Genomic DNA, 19,289 nt, shown 5'->3' with positions numbered 1-19,289 from the left:
GACCCGCAACCTAGAAAGCCCCGCCATGACCGACTATCCCATCAAGCGCGCCCTCCTGTCCGTGTCGGACAAAGCGGGGCTCATCGAATTGGGACAGGCGCTGGGCAAGCATGGCGTCGAACTGGTCTCGACCGGCGGCACGGCCAAGGCGCTGCGCGACGCGGGCCTGACCGTCATGGATATTTCCGACCTGACCGGCTTTCCTGAAATGATGGACGGCCGCGTCAAGACGCTGCACCCCAAGGTGCATGGCGGCCTGCTCGCCGTGCGCAACAACCCGGCGCATGTCGCGTCGATGGACGAGCATCAGATCGGCGCGATCGACCTGGTCGTCGTCAACCTCTACCCCTTCGCCGCGACCGTGGCCAAGGGCGCGGAGCGCGACGAGATTATCGAGAATATCGACATTGGCGGCCCCTCGATGGTCCGCTCCGCCGCGAAGAATCATGAAAGCGTCGCGATCGTCACTGATCCGGCCGATTATGCCCGCCTGATCGCCGAAATGGACACGAAGGGCGGCGCGACCAGCTATGATTTCCGCCGGATGCTCGCGGCCAAGGCCTATGCTGCAACCGCTGCCTATGACTCGATGATCGCCAGCTGGTTCGCCTTCGCCGACCAGGGCGTCACCTTCCCCGAAACGCTCGCCGTGGCCAGCACGCTCGGCACCGCGCTGCGCTATGGTGAAAACCCGCACCAGTCGGCTGCCCTCTATCTGCCCACCAGCCCATCGGCGAACGGCATTGCCCAGGCGACCCAGATCCAGGGCAAGGAACTGTCCTATAATAATTATAACGACGCCGACGCCGCGCTTGAGCTGGTCAGCGAATTTCGCAACGGCCCGCCGACCGTGGTGATCGTCAAGCATGCCAACCCGTGCGGGGTCGCCACCGGCGCGACCCTGATCGAAGCCTATGAAGCGGCGCTGGCCTGCGACAGCGTGTCGGCCTTTGGCGGCATCATCGCCGTCAACCGCCCGCTCGATGGTCCCACCGCCGAAGCGATCAGCGGCATTTTCACCGAAGTCGTCGCCGCACCCGATGCCGATGATGCCGCGCGCGCGATCTTCGCCAAGAAGAAGAACCTCCGCCTGCTGCTGACCGGCGACCTGCCCGATCCGGCGCGGACCGGCTTGCAAATCAAGAGCATAGCGGGCGGCCTGCTAGTGCAGAGCCGCGACAATGGCCAGGTGACGCGCGACGCGCTCAAGGTCGTGACCAAGCGCGAACCCACGGAACAGGAACTGGCCGACTGCCTCTTCGCCTGGACCGTGGCCAAGCATGTGAAGTCCAACGCCATCGTCTATGCAAAGGGCGGCAGCACCGCGGGCGTCGGCGCGGGCCAGATGAACCGCCTCGAATCCGCGCGCATCGCCGCGTGGAAGGCGAAGGACGCGGCCGAAAAGGCGGGCTGGAGCGAGCCCCGCACGATCGGCTCGGCCGTAGCCTCCGACGCCTTCTTCCCCTTCGCCGATGGCCTGCTGGCCGCGGTCGAAGCGGGGGCGACCGCCGTCATCCAGCCGGGGGGATCGATCCGCGACGACGAAGTGATTGCCGCCGCTGATGAAGCAGGCCTCGCCATGGTCTTCACCGGCATGCGCCACTTCCGGCATTAATTGTTAAAGAGGCCGGTGCGGCACGAACGGGCCAAGCCTGTTCGCAAAGCTATGACACGGGTGCGAAGACATTCCCTTCGCACCCGCAAAATAACGGTTTTCCGCCATTTTTTGTCAACTGGCCCCTTTTCAAAGGCACCGGCGAGGCTTATTTACAGCGTGACCCTATTTCCACGCAGATGTGGGGCTGAAAAAAAACAAAATGTTCGACAGGAGAATAGGATGAACAAGAAGATGCTGGTGGCATTCGCCGCCACTATGGCCCTTGCGCTGCCCACTATGGCGAGCGCCGGCAGCAATGACATGGATGTGATCGTGGACGGCCATGCGGGCACCGAAACCCGCTCGATCGCCGTATCCGTGGCGGACCTCAACCTTGCCAAGAGCCGCGACATGCGTCGCGCCGATTCGCGCGTGACCCGTGCGGCCAAGCAGGTGTGCGGTTTCGTCAACGGCTCGATCCTGCCCGTGACCGACGATTATCGCACCTGCTTTGGCCAGGCCATGGACGGTGCGCGCAGCGACCTCAGCAATATGGCCCAGCGCCAGATCTGATTGCCGCTTGTCGCCCTCCCCCACGAAGGGGACTGCAGGGGGCCGTTCCGCATCAGCGGGGCGGCCCTTTGTCATGGGCAGCAGCGCATGGGCGCTTTGCTTACGCGCCATTAACCAGTCCTTAGAAGATTTCCTTCACTCCCGAAGCGACGAAAGACCATCGGGGGAATAGCCTGCCATGCTGCGTACCGACCAACATGTGGACGTCGCCATCATCGGCGCTGGCCCGGCCGGATTGACCGCTGCCTATCTGCTGACCAAGCAGGGCTATAGCGTGACGGTGATCGAAAAAGACCCCGTCTATGTCGGTGGCATCAGCCGTACGGTCGAACTGGACGGCTTCCGCTTCGACATTGGCGGGCATCGCTTCTTCTCCAAATCGCAGCAGGTGGTCGACCTGTGGAACGAGATATTGCCCGACGATTTCATCCAGCGTCCCCGGATGAGCCGCATCTATTATGAGGGCAAATTCTACAGCTATCCGCTGCGCGCGTTCGAAGCGCTGTGGAACCTGGGCGTCTGGCGTTCGACGCTGTGCATGGCGAGCTTCGCCAAGGCGCGGCTCTTCCCCAACCGCAACGTCCGCTCCTTTCAGGACTGGACCGTCAACGCCTTTGGCCACAAGCTCTTCTCCATCTTCTTCAAGACCTACACTGAAAAGGTGTGGGGCATGCCGTGCGACGAAATGTCGGCCGACTGGGCGGCGCAGCGGATCAAGGGTCTGTCGCTGTGGGGCGCGGTGGTGGATGGCCTCAAGCGCTCGCTTGGCTTCAACAAGAAGCCCAATGACGGCATGGCGACCAAGACGCTGCTCGAAACCTTCCGCTATCCGCGCCTTGGCCCCGGCATGATGTGGGAAGCCGCGCGCGACCGCGTGGTCGAAGGCGGCAATCAGGTGCTGATGGCGCACAGCTTCAAGCGGCTGGAACAGGAACCGGGCAGCGACGGCTGGCGACTGGTGGCCGAAGGGCCGCAGGGCGATGTCGTGATCAATGCCGCCCATGTCATTTCCTCCGCGCCGATGCGCGAACTGGCCGCCCGCGTCCACCCGCTGCCTGCGACGCTGCCGGAAGCGATGGACCTTAAATATCGCGACTTCCTGACCGTCGCGCTGATGGTGAAGGGGGAGGATATCTTCCCCGACAACTGGATCTACATCCACGACAGCAAGGTGCAGGTCGGCCGCATCCAGAATTTCCGCAGCTGGTCGCCTGAAATGGTGCCCGACCCGACGCTGGCCTGCGTTGGCCTTGAATATTTCTGTTTCGAAGGCGACGGCCTCTGGTCGTCGACCGATACCGATCTGATTGCACTGGCGACGCGGGAAATGGCGCTTCTGGGCCTCTGCAACCCCGACGATGTCGTGGGCGGCGCGGTGGTGCGGCAGGAAAAGGCCTATCCCGTCTATGACGATGCCTATGCCGCCAATGTGCTGGCGATGCGCAGCGAACTCGAAGCGCGCTATCCCACGCTGCACATGGTCGGCCGCAACGGCATGCACCGCTATAATAATCAGGATCATGCGATGATGACGGCGATGCTGACCGTCCGCAACATCGTTGCGGGCGCGCGCGTCCATGACGTCTGGTCGGTCAATGAAGACGCCGAATATCATGAGGCAGGCGATGAGGGCCAGATTGATGGGATGGATGCCGATACGCAGGCGGCGCTCGCCAGCACCCGCGCCGTGCCATCGCGGCTGAAGGCTGCCTGATCCCATGATCGACCGGCTGCGCGGCGTTGCCATGCTGGTCGCGCGCGCGACCTTTGCCCGCTATCTGCTCGCCAGTATCTGCGCGCTGGCGAGCGATATGGCGCTGTTCCTGGCGCTCGACCAATTAGGCGCGCCGCCTTTGCTCGCGGCCTTTGGCGGCTATGCCGGGGGGCTACTGGTCCATTGGAGGATCAGCATCCGCTTCGTCTTCGATACCGGCACGGGACCAACCCATGCGCAGCGCGCGGGCTTCGTCGCGAGCGCCCTGCTCGGCATGGGCCTGACCCTGCTCCTCGTCGGTGGCCTCAGCGCGCTCGGCCTCGCCCCGGCGCTTGCCAAGCTCGTTTCCATCCCGGTGAGTTTCCTCACCGTCTATGCGATCCGCACTTATGCTATCTTCGCCCGCGCCTGATCGTAACCGAGCGGCGCTCTTCGCGCTGCTGGGCTGGATGCTGTGTAGCGCGGTGATGCTATGGTTGTTCCGCGCCGATATCCCGACGCTGGCCTTCCGCGATGCTGACGATGCTATGCGGTTGGCGCAGATTCGTGACTGGGTCGGCGGACAGACCTTTTGGGACGTATCCCAGCATCGGGTGAACCCGCCGCTCGGTGGCCCGATGCACTGGTCGCGCATCGTCGACATGCCGATCATCGCGCTGATTCTGTTGTTCAAGCCGTTGCTTGGTGCCGCTTGCGCCGAAATGCTGGCCTGTGCGATCGTGCCACTGCTGTTGCTAGGCGGCCTGACGGCCGCCGCATTTATCGCCGCGCGCCGGATCGCCGGGCCTATCGTTGCCTTGCTGAGCGTCGCCCTGTTGCTGACGACACCCAGCATATTGGTGCAATTCACCCCTTTGCGTATCGACCATCATGGCTGGCAGATTCTGCTGGCCGCGATCGCTTTGTGCGGCGCGACCGACGACAGGCCGGCGCGCGGCGGCATCGTCGCGGCTTTGGCGCTGGCGCTCTGGCTTCAGATTTCGAGCGAAAGCCTGCCCTATGTCGCGCTGTTTGGCGCGGCCTTCGCGCTGCGCCACTGGATCGCCCGCGATCAAGCGCCACGCTTCATCGCTTTCGCGCTCACCCTGGGCGGCGTCGCCCTCCCTTTGCTGGTGCTGTTGCGCGGGCCGAATGCCGCTATGGCCAGCCATTGCGACGCGCTATCCTATGTCTATGTCTGGCCGCTGGTCGCGCTCGCGATCGCCACACTTGCGGCTACCCGGCTGATCGATGCATCCACCGCAAATAGCCGCCTCGCTATCGCCCTGATCGGCGGCGGTGCGGCGCTGGCGACTTTTGCGCTGACGGGCGGCTCTTGTCTGTCGGGCGATCCGTTCGCGACGATCGGGCCACTGGCCCATAAGCTTTGGTATCTTCGGGTCATGGAAGGACGCCCGATCTGGGAGCAGCTTCTGACTATTCGCGGCTTGATCCTAATGCCAGCCCTGCTTGGTTTGGCGGCATCACTATCTGCGGCACGCGCAACGCAGGGCGAGGCGCGGATGCTCTGGCTGATGATCGCATCGCTATTACTGGGCGCGACGGGCGTTGCCATCTTGGTAATGCGGGCATTGTCGGTTGCTCATCTCTTCGCCTTGCCGGGCATCGCCTGGCTACTGACGGACCTCTTTCGGCGACTCCGGGCTTCAAGCCACGCATTTATACGTGTAGCAGGATCAGCCGCGCTGGCGCTGCTGACCCCGGTAGCAATGTCGATTATATGGGTAATTATCACTGCGCCTGCCGACCCGAATGAAGAGGCTGGCATAAATTGCGGCGCTAGCCAAATTTTGGCACCACTTAGGACGCTGCCCAGCTCAACCCTGTTTGCGCCGCTGGATATCGGTCCTCCCATTCTCATACGTACTTCCCATGCCATTATTGGCACGGGTCATCATCGTAATACCGCTGGAATTACCACCGTTATCCAGGCTTTCGTAGACTCGCCGGACAAAGCTCGCGCCATCATCACAAGGACGCACGCAACCTATGTCGTCACCTGCGACGGCCTCAACGAACTGCGGCTCTACGCCAAAACCAACCCCGTTGGCCTCGCCGCCCTGTTAGCGCGGGGAACCCCGCCCGCCTGGCTCGAACAGCTCCCCGCCAAGGGACCGCTGCGCCTCTATCGCATCAGGCCGCAATGAAGCGCATCGCCACGCCGTTCATGCAATAGCGCTTGCCCGTCGGCCTTGGCCCATCATCGAACACATGGCCCAGATGCCCGCCGCAGCGCGCGCAATGAACTTCGGTGCGCGGATAGCCGAGGTCGAAGTCGCGACTCGTGCCGACCGCCTTCGGCAGGGGCGCGTAGAAGCTCGGCCAACCCGTGCGGCTGTCAAACTTGGTTTTTGAGCTGAATAATTTCTGGTCGCACCCCGCACAGGCAAAGACGCCCGCGCGCTTTTCCTTGTCCAGCGGACTGGTGAAGGGATGCTCCGTCGCCTGTTTGCGCAGCACATTATAGGCAAGCGGCGACAAGCGCTGGCGCCATTGCGCATCGGTCAGGGCAAAGGGATAGGCCGCCTCCGCCTCGCCGACGCCCAATCGCCAGAAACCCAAAGCCACCGCGCCGGTCGCCATGCCCGCTATAAGATGTCGTCTGTTCATCGCACGATCCTATCCGCCCTAGCCTGTCGAAGGTCTGAACAATTGTTTCCACCAGCGGCCGCCCGACTGCATCACATGACGGCGGAACAGCAGCACGCCGACGCGGATGATCAGCCCCACGAACAGCGCCTGCCAGACGATCGCCAGCAGATGCGGCCACAGCGCATCATCCTGCGCCGCGCGCGCGATCATGGTGAAGGGCGAGCTGAACGGGAAGATCGCCGCGGCAATCTCCGGTGCCTTGCCCATATGGTCGATGGCGTAGCTGGCGAAGAAGAAGATCATCATCTGCCCCATGGTGACGGGCATGTTGAGCGTCTGCACCTCGCGCACCGTCGCCGCCTGCGCGCCGATGCCTAAGAATAGCGAGCCGAGCAACGTATAGGCCATCGCAAAATAGATGACCGCCAGAGCCAGGAACACCGGCCAGCCGACCGCTGGCACCGGCACCGCCGCGCCATTGCCGCCCAGCGCCAGGAAGATCGCAAAGGCCGTCCCGCCCCAGAAGGCGATACCGACAAAGCTCATCGCCAGCATCGCCATCAGTTTCCCTAAGAAAATCGCGTCGATCGGCACCGCCGCTGCCAATATCTCGATGATCTTGTTGGTCTTTTCCTCGACCAGATTGGACAGGATCATGCCCGCCAGCAGGATGGTGAGGAAAAACATCACGATCTGCGCCACCCGGCCGATCTGCAACCGCCCCTGCGCCTGCGCCCCGTTGCTGGTGGCCACCTCCTCGCGCTGCACCTGCACCATGCGCAGCGTATTTGCCGCCTGCGCCGCACTGGCGATCAGGCTGAGGTCACCCTGCAGCCGGTCCAGATCCTCCGCCTTGCCGGTCAACACCGGCCGCGCGACCGTGCCCGACAGGATCGCCACCACCGCCGAATCCGCCCGCGCCAGTTGCACGCGCGGCGCAGGGGTCACCGGCACCCGCCGCAACCGCACGAGCGCCTGATCCCCCATCCGCTCGGTCAGCCGCCCATGGGCCTGCTCCAGCCGCACCGCCTCGCTCGCGGGCATGGCAATGCCGACCACGGGGCGCAGGTCCGTACTGGAAATCTTGTCAGTGAACCCGGCAAAGACCATCCCGATCAGGATCGGCAGCAACGGTCCGAGCAGGAACAGGATGAAGGTGCGAGACAGCACGACGGCAGTGAAATCCCGCCGCGCGATCACCAGGGCGGCGCGCCACATCTCCCTCATGCTACCGCCTCCCGCTCGGCATCATCGCGCATCTGCTGCGCCGCCGCCGCGCCGGCAATCGCGACGAACGCATCATGCAGGCCCGGCCGCTCGATCGACAGGCTCTCAATCCCCGCATCGCCATCCAGCAAGGCGCGGAGCAACGGCTCGATCCCGCCATCGGGGAGCGCGAAATGCCATGCGCCCTCTTCTTGGCTGGCATCGCCCGGCAGTGCCGCCCGCCACGCCCCATCGCGCGCCCGCGTGCGCAACCGCACCTGCGACCGCAACTGCGCGCGCGCATCGTCAACCGTACCCTCGAACCGGATGCGCCCGCCCGCCACGATCGCGACCCGCTCGCACAATCGTTCGGCATGGGCGATGACATGGGTGGAAAACAGCACGGTGACGCCCCGCTGCGCCTGTTCGCGGATCAGCCGCTCCAACTTCTCCTGGTTGATCGCATCCAGCCCCGAAAAGGGCTCATCCAGCACGATCAGCCGCGGTTCGTGGATGATGGTGCCGAACAATTGCACCGTCTGCGCCATCCCCTTGGACAATTGCCGGATCGGCTTGTTGATCGCCGCGCCCATGCCATGGCCCTCCAGCATTTCGCGCGCCCGCACCCGCCCCTGCCGCAGCGGCAGCCCGCGCAGCGCCCCCATGAAGGCGATCGCCTCATAGGCCTTCATCGAGGGATAGAGCCCGCGTTCTTCGGGAAGATAGCCGACCTGCCGCGCCATCCGCAGCGGCTGCTCCGCGCCCAGCAGGGTGCGATGCCCTTCGTCGGGATCGATAATGCCGAGCAAGGTGCGCAACAGAGTCGTCTTGCCCGCGCCATTGGGGCCAAGCACGCCATAGATGGTGCCCGCAGGCACGGCGATGTCGACCCCGTCGACCGCGCGGAAGCTGCCGAAAGTCTTGACAAGGCCATGGCCTTCCAGGGCATAGGCTGGAGCGGGAGCAAGGCCCGGAGTGTCGCCGTTCATGCCCTTGTGATAGTCTGGACCCGTGGCCGTGCAAACCGAAACCTTGGAAGAACGGCTAAAGATGCAGGCCGCGCAACTGGGCTTTGCCATTTGCCGCATCGCGCCCGCCGATGCCGCCCCGCAAAGTGCCGAGCGGCTGCGCCAGTGGCTCGACGCGGGCCATCATGGCGACATGCTGTGGATGGAGGAGCGTGCCGAACAGCGCGGATCGCCCCAGGGGCTGTGGCCGGACGTCCGCAGCGTCATCATGCTGGGCATGAGCTATGCGCCGGGGCGCGATCCGCTGGTGCTCGCCGATGTGCCCGACCGCGCGCGCATCTCGGTCTATGCGCAGGGCAAGGATTATCACGACGTCGTCAAAAAGGCTTTGAAAGCCCTGGCCCGCTGGCTGGTCGATCAACAGCCCGGCGCGCTCAAAGTGTTTGTCGATACAGCCCCGGTGATGGAAAAGCCGCTGGCGCAGGGCGCGGGGCTCGGCTGGCAGGGCAAGCATAGCAACCTCGTCAGCCGCGACCATGGCAGTTGGCTGTTCCTGGGGGCCATCTACACGGAACTGACGCTCGCCCCCGACGGCGCGGAAAGCGACCATTGCGGCAGTTGCACCGCCTGCCTGACCGCCTGCCCCACCGACGCCTTCCCCTCGCCCTATGTCGTCGATGCGCGCCGCTGCATCTCCTATCTGACGATCGAACATAAAGGGCCGATTCCGCACGAATTGCGTGTCGGCATGGGCAACCGCATCTATGGCTGCGACGATTGCCTGGCGGTCTGCCCCTGGAACAAATTTGCCGACGCCGCCGCCGCCAACCGCGCCTTCCTCGGCCGCGCCGAACTCGCTGCGCCTGAACTCGCCGATCTGCTGGCGCTAGGCGATGCCGACTTTCGCGAACTCTTCTCCGGCTCCCCCATCAAACGCATCGGCCGCAACCGCCTGGTCCGCAACGCCGCGATCGCAGCGGGCAATAGCGGCGACGCGCGACTGCGGGGGCGGCTGGAAGCGCTGGTCGCGGATGATGATCCCGTGGTGGCCGAAGCGGCGGCCTGGGCAATCGAAAAACTGTCGAGCGCCGCCCCCCTTAGCCCTCTCCCGCCTTCGCGGGAGAGGCTATGAAGACTTGGCAGCGTGCTGCCTAGTCGCAGTCGGTGAGGGTCTTTCTATCTTTCTGAGGACGCACCGGACCGGAAGCAAGACCCTCCCCCAACCTTCAAACGAGGCACGTGACTCGTTTGAACCCGTGAAGACGGGAGAGGGCTAAAAGCAGACAAAGCGCCACCCCGCCTTAAGCCTAAAATCCTCCCCTGGAAGGGGAGGGGGACCACGAAGTGGTGGAGGGGTGTCGCCCCCTCGATAGGGTAACACCCCTCCGTCAGAGCTACGCCCTGCCACCTCCCCTGCCAGGGGAGGATGACCAAAAGCGAGCATTCTTTGCCCCTTAACAGCCAAAGGAAGCTCCTAAAAAGGAGACTTTCTACCTCAGCAAAATGTGATGTTTATGAGCGTGGGATGCTTTGATTTACGAGCGATGCGATTGGCTTCTGGAGCAGCCATGGCGCGGAAAGAGGCTATCTTCTCAAATTCGATTTCGTCGGAAGTCGCCGACCTGACCGTCCCTCGAATATGCCACATTGAAGCGCCTTGGCATTCTTGTCCTTGAGATGCCGATTTCCAACTTCGCTCAGAAAAATTACGATAAGATTGTGGACCACCCTTCATAATTTGCGCGCCTGAGAAGGTTTCATCTTTCGAAAAAAGTCCGGTCCCGGATACCTGAACAAGATAACCGCTTTCTTCTGAGGTATGGAGCGAACAGGCCGATAGGGTTCCTGCATAAGCAGCGATAAAGAAAATCTCTTTCATAGATGCTCGGCTTTAGTGGGCGTCGATCAGACGTTATCAATGTCCGTTATATCAGTCCAATGAACTGGAAGCCGACGTTCCGCTAACCACCCCTTCCCGTCCTTCCAGAGCAAAGCCTATCCGAACGGGTGCCCCCCAAATCCTATTCCCCTTCCAATGTAGGATTTCCTCTGATTTATCGTGTCGGATGGACCCGCACGCCCTCCGCCCTAGCCACCCCCTGCCAATGCCCCCAAAACCGTCGCGCGCCTGTGCCCCACCTGTCGCGTCCCCGTCGCGTAGGCGGCGCGTGGCTGTGACCTTGCAGCGGCTTCGCTGTCGCGTCGGCGGTACGTCACCACGGCTATTCCGTCCACAACCCCAGAAAAACCCACGCCTGCAACGGCGTGAACTTCAACCCTGTGACCCTGATGGCCGATTATTTCGCGCGCAGCGCTGTCGCGCAGGCAGCCGGATCGACATCCGATCCGGTCGGCGTCCGGGCGTCCACATGCGTCACCACCGGCTCTTTTCCCCGCGCGGGCGAATAGAGATAGGCGTCGAGCACGCAGCGGCCATTGGCGAATTGCAGTTTGCGCACCGTGGTTTCGCGAATGTCGAGCCGGGGCGTGCCGAACATCCGGGTCAGCGCGCCGGCATCCGACCCCATCAGCGGGCCTTGCTTGGCAAAGGCGCTGGCCGGGGGACCGGCGGGGGCGGGCGTGCCGATGCGCGGGACCACCGTGCCCGCGCCACAGGCGGCAAGCGGCAGCGACAGCAGCGCCGCCAGCGCGGGACGCAGGGATGTCATGCGGATTTCCTTTGGCCATGCAGCATATGCACCGCCATAGCCGCGCTCCAGATCGGTGCAAGCAGGTTGACCAGCGGCACCAGGAAGGCGATCGCCGACAATAGCCCCATCAGCCAACGGCTGCCCCGTCCGATCGGCGGCAGCGCGGGATGACGCGGCTCGACCATATCGGCCATGTCGCGCCCCAGCAGATAGGCGTTGAGCGCCAGGAACAGCCCGATCGTCCCCACCCCGGTCACCAGCAGCAGCAAATAGGCGGGCAGCGCCAGCAGGTTCCACCCCAGCGTCCGGCGCACCGAGGCCAGCGCATAGCGTCCGCTGCGCCCCCAGCCCACTGGCCGCGCCATGGCGGCAGCAGCAGGATAGGATTGGCGCTCGACCGCTTCGACGATGTCGTCGGCGAACAGGCCCATCACCGCCATCGCCGTCGCCCGGAACAACAGCCAGCCAAGCGCCACCACCGCCAAAGCGGTCGCCGTCGCTTCGGCCAAACCCCCTCCACCCCAGCCATAATGGAGCCGCAGCGCATGAAAGCCCGCCCATATGCCGCCACCCAGCGCCGCGAAGATCAGCAGCGTCAGCGTCAGCGTCTTGAACAACAGCCACAACGCCGCGCCATGGAAGAGGGAGGGGAAAGCGCGCAGCGCAGCGGTCAGGAACATGGGGCGACTATCCCCGCCCCAGCCATCGCCGTCAATCGCCCCCTCTCATCACCGCCTCCATCAGCCCCGGTTGCACCGCACGGGCCGCGCCTATAGAGACGGCGGGATTTTTATTCTTCTCTGACCCAAGGAATTTGCGTGACCTCTCCCGCCCCCACATTGGATGTCGTCGCCATCGGCAACGCCATCGTCGACGTTCTGGCGCGCAGCGATGACGCCTTCCTCGCCGAACATGCGCTGACCAAGGGCGGCATGCAGCTGATCGACGCCGACATGGCAGAAAGCCTTTATGCCGACATGGGTCAGGCCAAGGAAATCAGTGGTGGATCGGCCGCTAACACCTTGGCGGGCCTTGCCGCGCTGGGCAAAAGCTGCGGCTTCATCGGTCAGGTCAATGACGACCAGTTGGGCGACGTGTTTGCGCATGACGTTCGCGCGCTCGGCATCCGTTTCGACACGCCCGCCGCCACCGGCGACATTCCGACCGCGCGCTGCCTGATCCTGGTGACGCCCGATGCGCAGCGGACGATGAACACCTTTCTGGGCGCCTCGCAATTCCTGCCCGAAGCCGCGCTCGACCTCGACCTCATCCGCTCGGCCGGCATCCTCTATCTCGAAGGTTATCTCTGGGATCCCGAACAGCCGCGCGCCGCGATGCGCGCCGCGATCGATGCCGCACGCGGCGCGGGGCGCAAGGTCGCCTTCACCCTGTCCGACAATTTCGTGATCGACCGCCATCGCGCCGATTTCCTCGACCTGATCGACAATGGCCAGATCGACATCCTCTTCTCGAACGAGGGCGAAATCCAGTCGCTCGCCGCCGTGGATGGCTTTGACAAGGCGCTGGCCCTGTTCGCCGACAAGGTGCCGGTGCTGGTGTCGACGCGCAGTGAAAAGGGCGCAGTCGCGATCGTCGATGGCGTCCGCTACGAAGCGCCCGCTGCGCCGGTCACCGATATCATCGACACGACCGGCGCGGGCGACCTGTTCGCCGCCGGCTTCCTCGCCGCCCATATCGACGGGCGCGGGGTCGAAGACTGCCTGGCGCTGGGTGCTGCCGCCGCGGCCGAAGTCATCTCCCACTGGGGCGCTCGCCCCGAAGCCGATCTCGGCATCATCCGCGACAAACTCTTCGCCTGACCGAACAGAAAAACGGAGGGGTATTGCCCCTCCGTCCGTTCAATCCACCTTTTTCTTCCGAAACAGCGCCCGGTCTTCGGAGCCAAAGCCCCAGCGCCAGATGACGAAGCCATAGGCCCCCAAAATCACCCAGATGCCGACCGCCAGCTCGACCCATTCTAGCCGTGGCGGCAGGGCAGTGACCGCGGCCCCCACCAAGCTGGCGACCGCCGCCGCGCTCAGCAGCGACCAGCGCCAGGCATTGATCGGCGCACCCAGCAAGCGCGACAGCAACCGCGCCTTGACGAACGCCCCGATCCCCAGCGACAGGCACAGCGCCAGCGCCGGTGCCGCCGCCAGCCACATTGGCGGCAATTCTATCGCACGCGCACCCAGGATCAGCGCGAAACTGAACGCCGCCTGGCACCCGATCATGCCGAGAGAGATCATCAAATTGCGATGCCGCGCAATATAGACCAGCGCCGATTCGCTGACGACCGCCGTCGCCGCAATGACCTCTGCCAGCAGCAGGAAGCCCAGCGCTCCGGTGCCCGCGACGAAATTGGGACCGACCAAACCCATCACCGCCTCGCCCGGAATGGCGAGCGCGAGCGCAATCCCCGCCTGCGCCGCGATGATCCAGAAACCCACTTGGCTCACCTGCCGCGCAATGCCGACCAGGTTGTTTTCGGCCAGGTTGCGGGTGATGACCGGCCCAAGGATCGGGTCGAAACTGGTCTTGAGCTTTTGCGGCAGCGACGCGACCTGCTGCGCGACATAATAGACGCCGATCACCGCCGGGCTGACGAACAGGCCCAATATTGCCATGTCCAGTCGCCGCGACCCCCATTCGACGCCATCGGCGGCCGCCAGCGGCAGGTTGCGCCGGGCCATCCGCCACAGTCGCGGAAAATTGGGTCGCCAGCCCGTCGGTATGCCATAATGGCGCACCATCGGGATCAGTGAGGCGATCAATGCCGCAGTCATCGCCATGGCATAGGCCATAATCAGGCCGTCCCGCCGGGAGTAGAAGGAAAAGGCGAAGACCGCGATGCTGATCGTCCAGGGTTCGATGATCGCCCGCGCCCGCACCGTCGCGCCGACATCGAACCGATAGGCGCAGGCCGCCAGCGCCACGTCGGACCCGGCAACCGCGATGACGATCAGCGCCAGCAGCCGGTCGAGGCCGTTTATGCCGCTATTGGGAAACATCGCCTGCGGAAAGACGAGCAATAGCGCCGCCCCTAGCAGCGACGCGGTCAGCGTCAGCACCATCGCATCGGTCACGACATGATTATGCGGCCGTTCGGTCTGGCTGAGCGCGCCTGCCAGCCCGCGCTTCAGCCCCAGCGTGGCAAGCTGCGCGACGAATTCCACCACCAGCACCGCATAGGCGAAGCGGCCCAGCGCTTCGGCACCATAGACGCGCCCGGCGATGAACAGGAAGGGCAGCCGCGCCGCGAGCCGCAGCAGGAAGCCGAAGATATTGGTCCGGCCGCCCTTGGCCAAGGCGGCGATATCATCCTGATCGCTCTGCGCGACGGCGGCGGCCGATAGGGACGGACCCGTGAGGTTATCTGTAGACAAGTGGATGCTGCGGCGCGGCGGCTATTCGGGACGCAACGGACGCGCGAGCAGCGCGTCGATGACCTGGGCGAGCGGCACGGCGTCGGCCAGCAGCGCGCACACCGCGTCCACCACCGGCATTTCGACCCCTGCCGCCAGCGCCGCAGCGCGCAGCACCGGCGCGGTGAACGCGCCCTCGGCCACGGTGCGGCGGTTGGCCAGCAGATCGGCGGCTGACTGACCCTCCCCCAGCCCCTTGCCCAGCGAGAAGTTACGCGAATTGGTGGACGAGCAGGTGAGGACGAGATCGCCCAGTCCCGACAGCCCGCCCAGCGTCTCCGCCCGCGCGCCGCGCGCCAGGCCAAAGCGCGTCATTTCGGCAAAACCGCGACTGATCAGAGCCGCCCGCGCATTAAGGCCCAGGCCCGCGCCCTCGGCCACGCCACAGGCGATCGCCAGCACATTCTTGACCGCACCGCCAATCTCCGCGCCGATCACATCGTCGGACAGATAGGGGCGGAAGGCCGGTCGGGCGATCCGCGCCGCCAGCCGTTCGCCCAGCGCCCGGTCCTCGCAGGCCAGCGTGATCGCGGTCGGCAAGCCGCGCGCCACTTCATGCGCAAAGGTCGGGCCGGACAGGACGGCGATCGGCGATCGGGGCTGCGCCTGTTGCGCAACCTCCGACATCAGCAGGCTGGTGCCCGCCTCAATCCCCTTGGAACAGAGTAGCAGCGGCACGCCGGCGGGTGCCTGCGCCACGACGCTACGCAGATACTGGGCGGGACTGACCACCAGCAACAGGTCGCAATCGGCCATATCCGCCATCGCGCCGGTCGCGGCGATCGAGGGCGAGAGCGGGATGCCCGGCAGATAGAGCGGATTTTCCTGCGACCCGTTGACCGCATCGACCACCTCGGCCTCCAGCGCCCATAGCCGCACCGCCTGTCCATCGGCGGCCAGCAATTGCGCCAGCGCCGTGCCCCAGGCACCCGCTCCTATGACCCCCGCCTTCATGCTTTCACTCCCGCTCCGCGCGCCTTTTCCGCCGCCGGGTCGAGCGGCCAGCGCGGTCGGGCGGGGAAGGTCAGATCATCGACCAGCCCCACGGCATAGCGCTCTGCCCCCGCCCAGGCGATCATCGCCGCATTGTCGGTACAAAGCCAAAGCGGCGGCGCGACGAAGGGCAGGTCATGCTCCGCCGCCAGCGCTTCGAGCGCGCCGCGAATCGCCTGATTGGCGGCGACACCCCCGGCGACGACCAGCGCCGTCACGGGCTCGTCCGAGCCCAGCGCGCGGCGGGTGCGGTCGATCAGGCAGTCTATCACCGCCTGCTGAAAGCTCGCGGCGATATCCTGCGTCGAATAATGTCCAGACTGGACCGCGCGCATCACCGCGCTTTTAAGACCCGCGAAGGAAAAATGCGGTTCGGCCGTGCCGACCAGCGGGCGGGGCAGCGGCACCGCCTTGGCATTGCCCTGCGCCGCCGCCTTTTCGACCAGCGGCCCGCCAGGATAGCCCAGCCCCAGCAGCTTGGCGGTCTTGTCGAACGCCTCGCCCGCCGCATCGTCGATCGTCGTCGCCAGCCGCGCATATTCGCCCGGCCCGCGCACGAGCAATATCTGGCAATGGCCGCCCGACACCAGCAGCAGCATGTAAGGAAATTGCAGCGTCCGGTCGGCGAGGCGCGGCGACAGCGCATGGCCTTCCAGATGATTGACCGCGATCAGGGGCTTGCCCGCCGCATGGGCCAGCGCCTTGCCGGTGACGAGGCCCACCATCACGCCACCGATCAGCCCCGGCCCGGCGGTCGCGGCGATCACATCGACATCGGCCAAGGTCATTTCCGCATCCGCCAGCGCCGCCGCGATCAGGGGCGTCAACGCCTCGACATGCGCGCGCGCCGCGATTTCGGGCACGACGCCGCCATAGGGGCGATGCGCCTCCTCCTGCGTGGCCAGACGATGGGCCAATATCCGCCCGTCGGCCGTCACCAGCGCCGCTGCGGTTTCATCGCAGCTCGATTCCAGGCCAAGGATGATTGTCATTGCCGCTTCCATCTAAAGCCCGTGGTCATTAGAGCAAGCCGCATATGTATTTGTCCGATCGACCGTTGCGCCTTGGCACCAGAGGCTCCCCGCTTGCGCTGGCCCAGGCGCACATGACCGCCCATGCCCTCATCACCGCCCATGGCTGGGCACCGGATGCGATCGAGATCGTCACCGTCCAGACCAGCGGCGACCGGATCCAGGACCGGGCGCTTGCCGATATTGGCGGCAAGGCGCTGTGGACCAAGGAGTTGGAGCGCGCGCTGGTCGCGCAGGAGATCGACTTCGCCGTCCACAGCATGAAGGATGTCGAAACGATCCGCCCCGCCATCTTCCAGATCGCCGCGATGCTGCCGCGCGCCGATGTGCGCGACAAGCTGGTGGGGGTGGACAGTTTCGACGCGCTGCCCGCCAATCCGGTCGTCGGCACCAGTTCGCCGCGCCGCGCCGCGCAGGTCATGCGGCTGCGCCCCGACGCTACCATCACCTTGTTTCGCGGCAATGTCGCCACCCGCCTCGCCAAGTTGGCGGCGGGGGAAGTCCATGCCACGCTGCTGGCGGCGGCGGGCCTCGACCGGCTCGACCAGAGTGATGTCGGCGTGACCATCCCGATCGACACGATGCTGCCCGCCCCGTCGCAGGGCGCGGTGGGGATCGAAGCGCTGGCCGACAATGCGCCACTGCTCGAAGTGCTGGCCGTTATCAGCGATGTCGACACGACCGATGCCGTGGCCGCCGAGCGTGCGGTGTTGAAGGCGCTGGGTGGCACCTGCCATTCGCCGATCGCCGCGCTGGCGGTGGTGGATGGCGATGGGCTATATCTGCGCGCCGAGATCATCAGCCCCGACGGGCAGGAAACGGTGGCCCAGGAAACATGGCTGGCGCGCGGCGACGATGTGGTGGCGCAGGCAATCGGCCGCGCGCTGCTGGAGCAGGCCAGCCCGGCGCTGCGGGCCTTGTTCGAAGGGTGAGGGTTCGAGGGGCGAGACGGCTCATCATCCTGCGCCCCGAACCGGCGGCGGGCAGGACGGCGGACAAAGCCGCGCGCCTGGGCTTCGACGTGCTGTGCCATCCGCTGTTCGCGCCGTTGCCGCTTGATTGGGCCGCGCCCCCGGCCGACGGATTCGACGCGCTGCTGCTGACCAGTGCCAATACGGTGCGGCTGGCCGGAGCGCGACTGGCCGCGTATCGCGCGCTCCCGACCTATGCGGTCGGCGCGGCGACGGCGGCGGCGTTGCAGGAAGCAGGCTTTGTCGCCGTGACCTGTGGCGAGCGCGACGCCAGCGCCATTGCCGCCCGGATTGAGGCGGATGGTCATCGCGCCGTCCTCCATCTGGCGGGCACCACGGTCGCGCCGATGGACGCCGGGCCGCTGCGCCTCACCCGGATCGCCGTCTATAGCATGGCCAGCCTGCCGCCCGACCCGGCGCTGCTGCACGATGCTATCCCCGGCGCCATCCTGCTCGTCCATTCGCCGCGCGCGGGCGAGCGACTGGCCGAACGCATCCCGCTCGATCAGCGGAGCGCGCTGCATATCGTGGCGATCAGCCACGCCGCGCTGGCCGCTTGCGGCAGCGGCTGGGCCAGCCTTTCCGCGCCGCACAAGCCGGTCGATGACGACATGCTGGCCCTCGCCCTTTCTTTGTGCGAATGACGGGACAATGACAGGCGAAAGGGTCAGCATGCACGACGCGGACGGCGATAGGAGTATCCCCGTAACCCCGCCCCCTGCCCGTCGGCGCAGCACCCTGCCGCTGGTGACGTTGATGCTGCTCGCCTTCCTGATCGGCGTCGCGCTGACCGCCTGGGCCTGGCCACAGATTCAAAAGCGCTGGAACCCGCAACCGGCCCAGCCGGTCGCCGCCGTGCCGCGGACGGGCGCGCCTTCTGCCGCCATTACGCCCGGCGCGCTGACCGCCAGCAGCGCGCAGATGCTCGACGCCCGCGTCGCCGCGCTCGACGAACGACTGACCCGCATCACGGTCGAGGCGCAGGCCGCTTCGGGCAATGCCGCCCGTGCCGAAGGGCTGCTGATCGCCTTTGCCGCGCGCCGCGCGCTCGATAATGGCGGGCCGCTCGGCTATATCGAGGCGCAGTTGCGCTCTCGTTTCGGCCAGGCCCAACCCCGCGCCGTCGCCACCATCATCAATGCCGCGCGCGAACCGGTGACGCTGGCCGATTTGCGTGTCGGCCTCACTGACCTGAGCGATCGATTGACCACGCCGCCGGTGGAAAGCGACTGGTGGGATGCCATCGCCCATGAAGCGCGCGAATTGGTGACGATTCGCAAGGCTTCGACTCCCTCCCCCCGGCCCCAGGCCGCGCTGGAGCGGGCCGTGCGCTATCTCGACGGCGGGCGGGTGAGCGCGGCGCTGGCCGAAGTGGAGCGGATGCCCGGCCGCGCCGCCGCCGATCGCTGGCTGCAATTTGCGCGCCGCTATCTCGAAGCGCGGCGCGCGCTGGACCTCATCGAAACCGCCGCGATCCTGGAACCGCGCCCTTTGCAGGCCGTTGATCCCGCGCCCGTCACCCCGGTCACTCCAACGCCCTGAACCATAACAGCGACGAACCGTTCGTC

The 19,289-nt window shown here is 65.5% G+C and carries 19 protein-coding genes; 10 read left to right on the top strand and 9 right to left on the bottom strand.

The genetic code is table 11. From position 1 onward, the window contains the following. Window positions 1–25: 25 nt before the first annotated feature. The 5 genes from purH to ACZ2HM_RS15625 all read left to right on the top strand — a co-directional run bounded on the left by purH (window position 26) and on the right by ACZ2HM_RS15625 (window position 6,031). Window positions 26–1,615 (top strand): bifunctional phosphoribosylaminoimidazolecarboxamide formyltransferase/IMP cyclohydrolase, encoded by a 1,590-nt coding sequence (gene purH, locus ACZ2HM_RS15645; protein ID WP_470425657.1) that lies wholly within the window; start codon window positions 26–28, stop codon window positions 1,613–1,615. A 222-nt stretch (window positions 1,616–1,837) separates the two neighbouring features. Next, complete coding sequence (locus tag ACZ2HM_RS15640) at window positions 1,838–2,170, top strand: UrcA family protein (protein ID WP_037473749.1); 333 nt, start codon at window positions 1,838–1,840, stop codon at window positions 2,168–2,170. Between the two features lie 178 nt (window positions 2,171–2,348). Continuing rightward, entirely contained in the window at window positions 2,349–3,884 is a 1,536-nt protein-coding gene (locus tag ACZ2HM_RS15635) for an NAD(P)/FAD-dependent oxidoreductase (protein WP_470425656.1), read from the top strand. Window positions 3,885–3,888: 4 nt separating this feature from the next. Next, complete coding sequence (locus ACZ2HM_RS15630) at window positions 3,889–4,296, top strand: GtrA family protein (protein ID WP_037473745.1); 408 nt, start codon at window positions 3,889–3,891, stop codon at window positions 4,294–4,296. Next, window positions 4,274–6,031, top strand: a complete 1,758-nt coding sequence (locus ACZ2HM_RS15625) for a hypothetical protein (protein ID WP_037473744.1) — start codon at window positions 4,274–4,276, stop codon at window positions 6,029–6,031. The genes ACZ2HM_RS15630 and ACZ2HM_RS15625 overlap by 23 nt, the downstream gene beginning before the upstream one ends. Here the strand turns inward: ACZ2HM_RS15625 and msrB are convergent. The 3 genes from msrB to ACZ2HM_RS15610 are packed head-to-tail and all read right to left on the bottom strand — an operon-like array spanning window position 6,018 to window position 8,671. After that, on the bottom strand, window positions 6,018–6,494 hold the full coding sequence (gene msrB / locus ACZ2HM_RS15620; RefSeq protein ID WP_470425655.1) for a peptide-methionine (R)-S-oxide reductase MsrB: 477 nt from the start codon (window positions 6,492–6,494) through the stop codon (window positions 6,018–6,020). The two genes, ACZ2HM_RS15625 and msrB, sit on opposite strands and share 14 nt — an antisense overlap. An 18-nt stretch (window positions 6,495–6,512) precedes the next feature. Then, window positions 6,513–7,703, bottom strand: a complete 1,191-nt coding sequence (locus tag ACZ2HM_RS15615) for an ABC transporter permease (protein WP_470425654.1) — start codon at window positions 7,701–7,703, stop codon at window positions 6,513–6,515. Then, a complete protein-coding gene (locus ACZ2HM_RS15610; protein WP_037473739.1) occupies window positions 7,700–8,671 on the bottom strand; it encodes an ABC transporter ATP-binding protein in 972 nt (323 codons plus the stop codon). Before ACZ2HM_RS15610 ends, ACZ2HM_RS15615 begins: the two co-directional genes overlap by 4 nt. A 43-nt stretch (window positions 8,672–8,714) precedes the next feature. Between ACZ2HM_RS15610 and queG the strand changes: the two genes are divergently transcribed. Then, window positions 8,715–9,782 (top strand): tRNA epoxyqueuosine(34) reductase QueG, encoded by a 1,068-nt coding sequence (queG, locus tag ACZ2HM_RS15605; protein ID WP_052027755.1) that lies wholly within the window; start codon window positions 8,715–8,717, stop codon window positions 9,780–9,782. Between the two features lie 363 nt (window positions 9,783–10,145). Here the strand turns inward: queG and ACZ2HM_RS15600 are convergent, their stop codons facing one another. The 3 genes from ACZ2HM_RS15600 to ACZ2HM_RS15590 all read right to left on the bottom strand — a co-directional run bounded on the left by ACZ2HM_RS15600 (window position 10,146) and on the right by ACZ2HM_RS15590 (window position 11,981). Then, on the bottom strand, window positions 10,146–10,529 hold the full coding sequence (locus ACZ2HM_RS15600) for a hypothetical protein (protein ID WP_141249455.1): 384 nt from the start codon (window positions 10,527–10,529) through the stop codon (window positions 10,146–10,148). A 418-nt stretch (window positions 10,530–10,947) separates the two neighbouring features. Beyond that, window positions 10,948–11,319 (bottom strand): hypothetical protein, encoded by a 372-nt coding sequence (locus tag ACZ2HM_RS15595; protein ID WP_037473737.1) that lies wholly within the window; start codon window positions 11,317–11,319, stop codon window positions 10,948–10,950. Then, window positions 11,316–11,981, bottom strand: coding sequence for an EI24 domain-containing protein (locus ACZ2HM_RS15590; RefSeq protein WP_470425653.1), 666 nt, complete (start codon window positions 11,979–11,981; stop codon window positions 11,316–11,318). The genes ACZ2HM_RS15595 and ACZ2HM_RS15590 overlap by 4 nt, the downstream gene beginning before the upstream one ends. Window positions 11,982–12,119: 138 nt before the next feature. On the opposite strand from ACZ2HM_RS15590, the gene ACZ2HM_RS15585 reads away from it, so the two are divergent. Next, window positions 12,120–13,121 (top strand): adenosine kinase, encoded by a 1,002-nt coding sequence (locus ACZ2HM_RS15585; RefSeq protein WP_470425652.1) that lies wholly within the window; start codon window positions 12,120–12,122, stop codon window positions 13,119–13,121. Between the two features lie 39 nt (window positions 13,122–13,160). Here ACZ2HM_RS15585 and ACZ2HM_RS15580 read toward each other — a convergent pair whose 3' ends face one another. Genes ACZ2HM_RS15580 through tsaD form a run of 3 tightly spaced genes read right to left on the bottom strand, consistent with a single transcriptional unit; the run spans window position 13,161 to window position 16,711 of the window. Further along, on the bottom strand, window positions 13,161–14,687 hold the full coding sequence (locus tag ACZ2HM_RS15580; protein WP_470425651.1) for a lipopolysaccharide biosynthesis protein: 1,527 nt from the start codon (window positions 14,685–14,687) through the stop codon (window positions 13,161–13,163). A 21-nt stretch (window positions 14,688–14,708) separates the two neighbouring features. Next, entirely contained in the window at window positions 14,709–15,680 is a 972-nt protein-coding gene (locus ACZ2HM_RS15575; protein WP_037473731.1) for an NAD(P)H-dependent glycerol-3-phosphate dehydrogenase, read from the bottom strand. Continuing rightward, window positions 15,677–16,711, bottom strand: coding sequence for a tRNA (adenosine(37)-N6)-threonylcarbamoyltransferase complex transferase subunit TsaD (gene tsaD / locus ACZ2HM_RS15570; protein WP_037477861.1), 1,035 nt, complete (start codon window positions 16,709–16,711; stop codon window positions 15,677–15,679). The genes ACZ2HM_RS15575 and tsaD overlap by 4 nt, the downstream gene beginning before the upstream one ends. Before the next feature lie 44 nt (window positions 16,712–16,755). Here tsaD and hemC point away from each other — a divergent pair, with 44 nt between their 5' ends. The 3 genes from hemC to ACZ2HM_RS15555 are packed head-to-tail and all read left to right on the top strand — an operon-like array spanning window position 16,756 to window position 19,263. Continuing rightward, a complete protein-coding gene (gene hemC, locus ACZ2HM_RS15565) occupies window positions 16,756–17,682 on the top strand; it encodes a hydroxymethylbilane synthase (RefSeq protein WP_470425650.1) in 927 nt (308 codons plus the stop codon). Further along, window positions 17,679–18,365: a uroporphyrinogen-III synthase gene (locus tag ACZ2HM_RS15560; protein WP_470425649.1), complete on the top strand. Its 687-nt coding sequence runs from the start codon at window positions 17,679–17,681 to the stop codon at window positions 18,363–18,365. Before hemC ends, ACZ2HM_RS15560 begins: the two co-directional genes overlap by 4 nt. Before the next feature lie 28 nt (window positions 18,366–18,393). Then, window positions 18,394–19,263 carry a hypothetical protein gene (locus ACZ2HM_RS15555; RefSeq protein WP_470425648.1) on the top strand — a complete coding sequence of 290 codons (870 nt, stop codon included), beginning with the start codon at window positions 18,394–18,396 and terminating at the stop codon, window positions 19,261–19,263. The last annotated feature ends 26 nt before the right edge of the window (window positions 19,264–19,289 follow it).

The organism is Sphingobium sp. KKT206 (assembly GCF_055640555.1).
The sequence above is the reverse complement of the archived record's forward strand: the minus strand, read 5'-3'. Positions and strand labels throughout refer to the sequence as shown.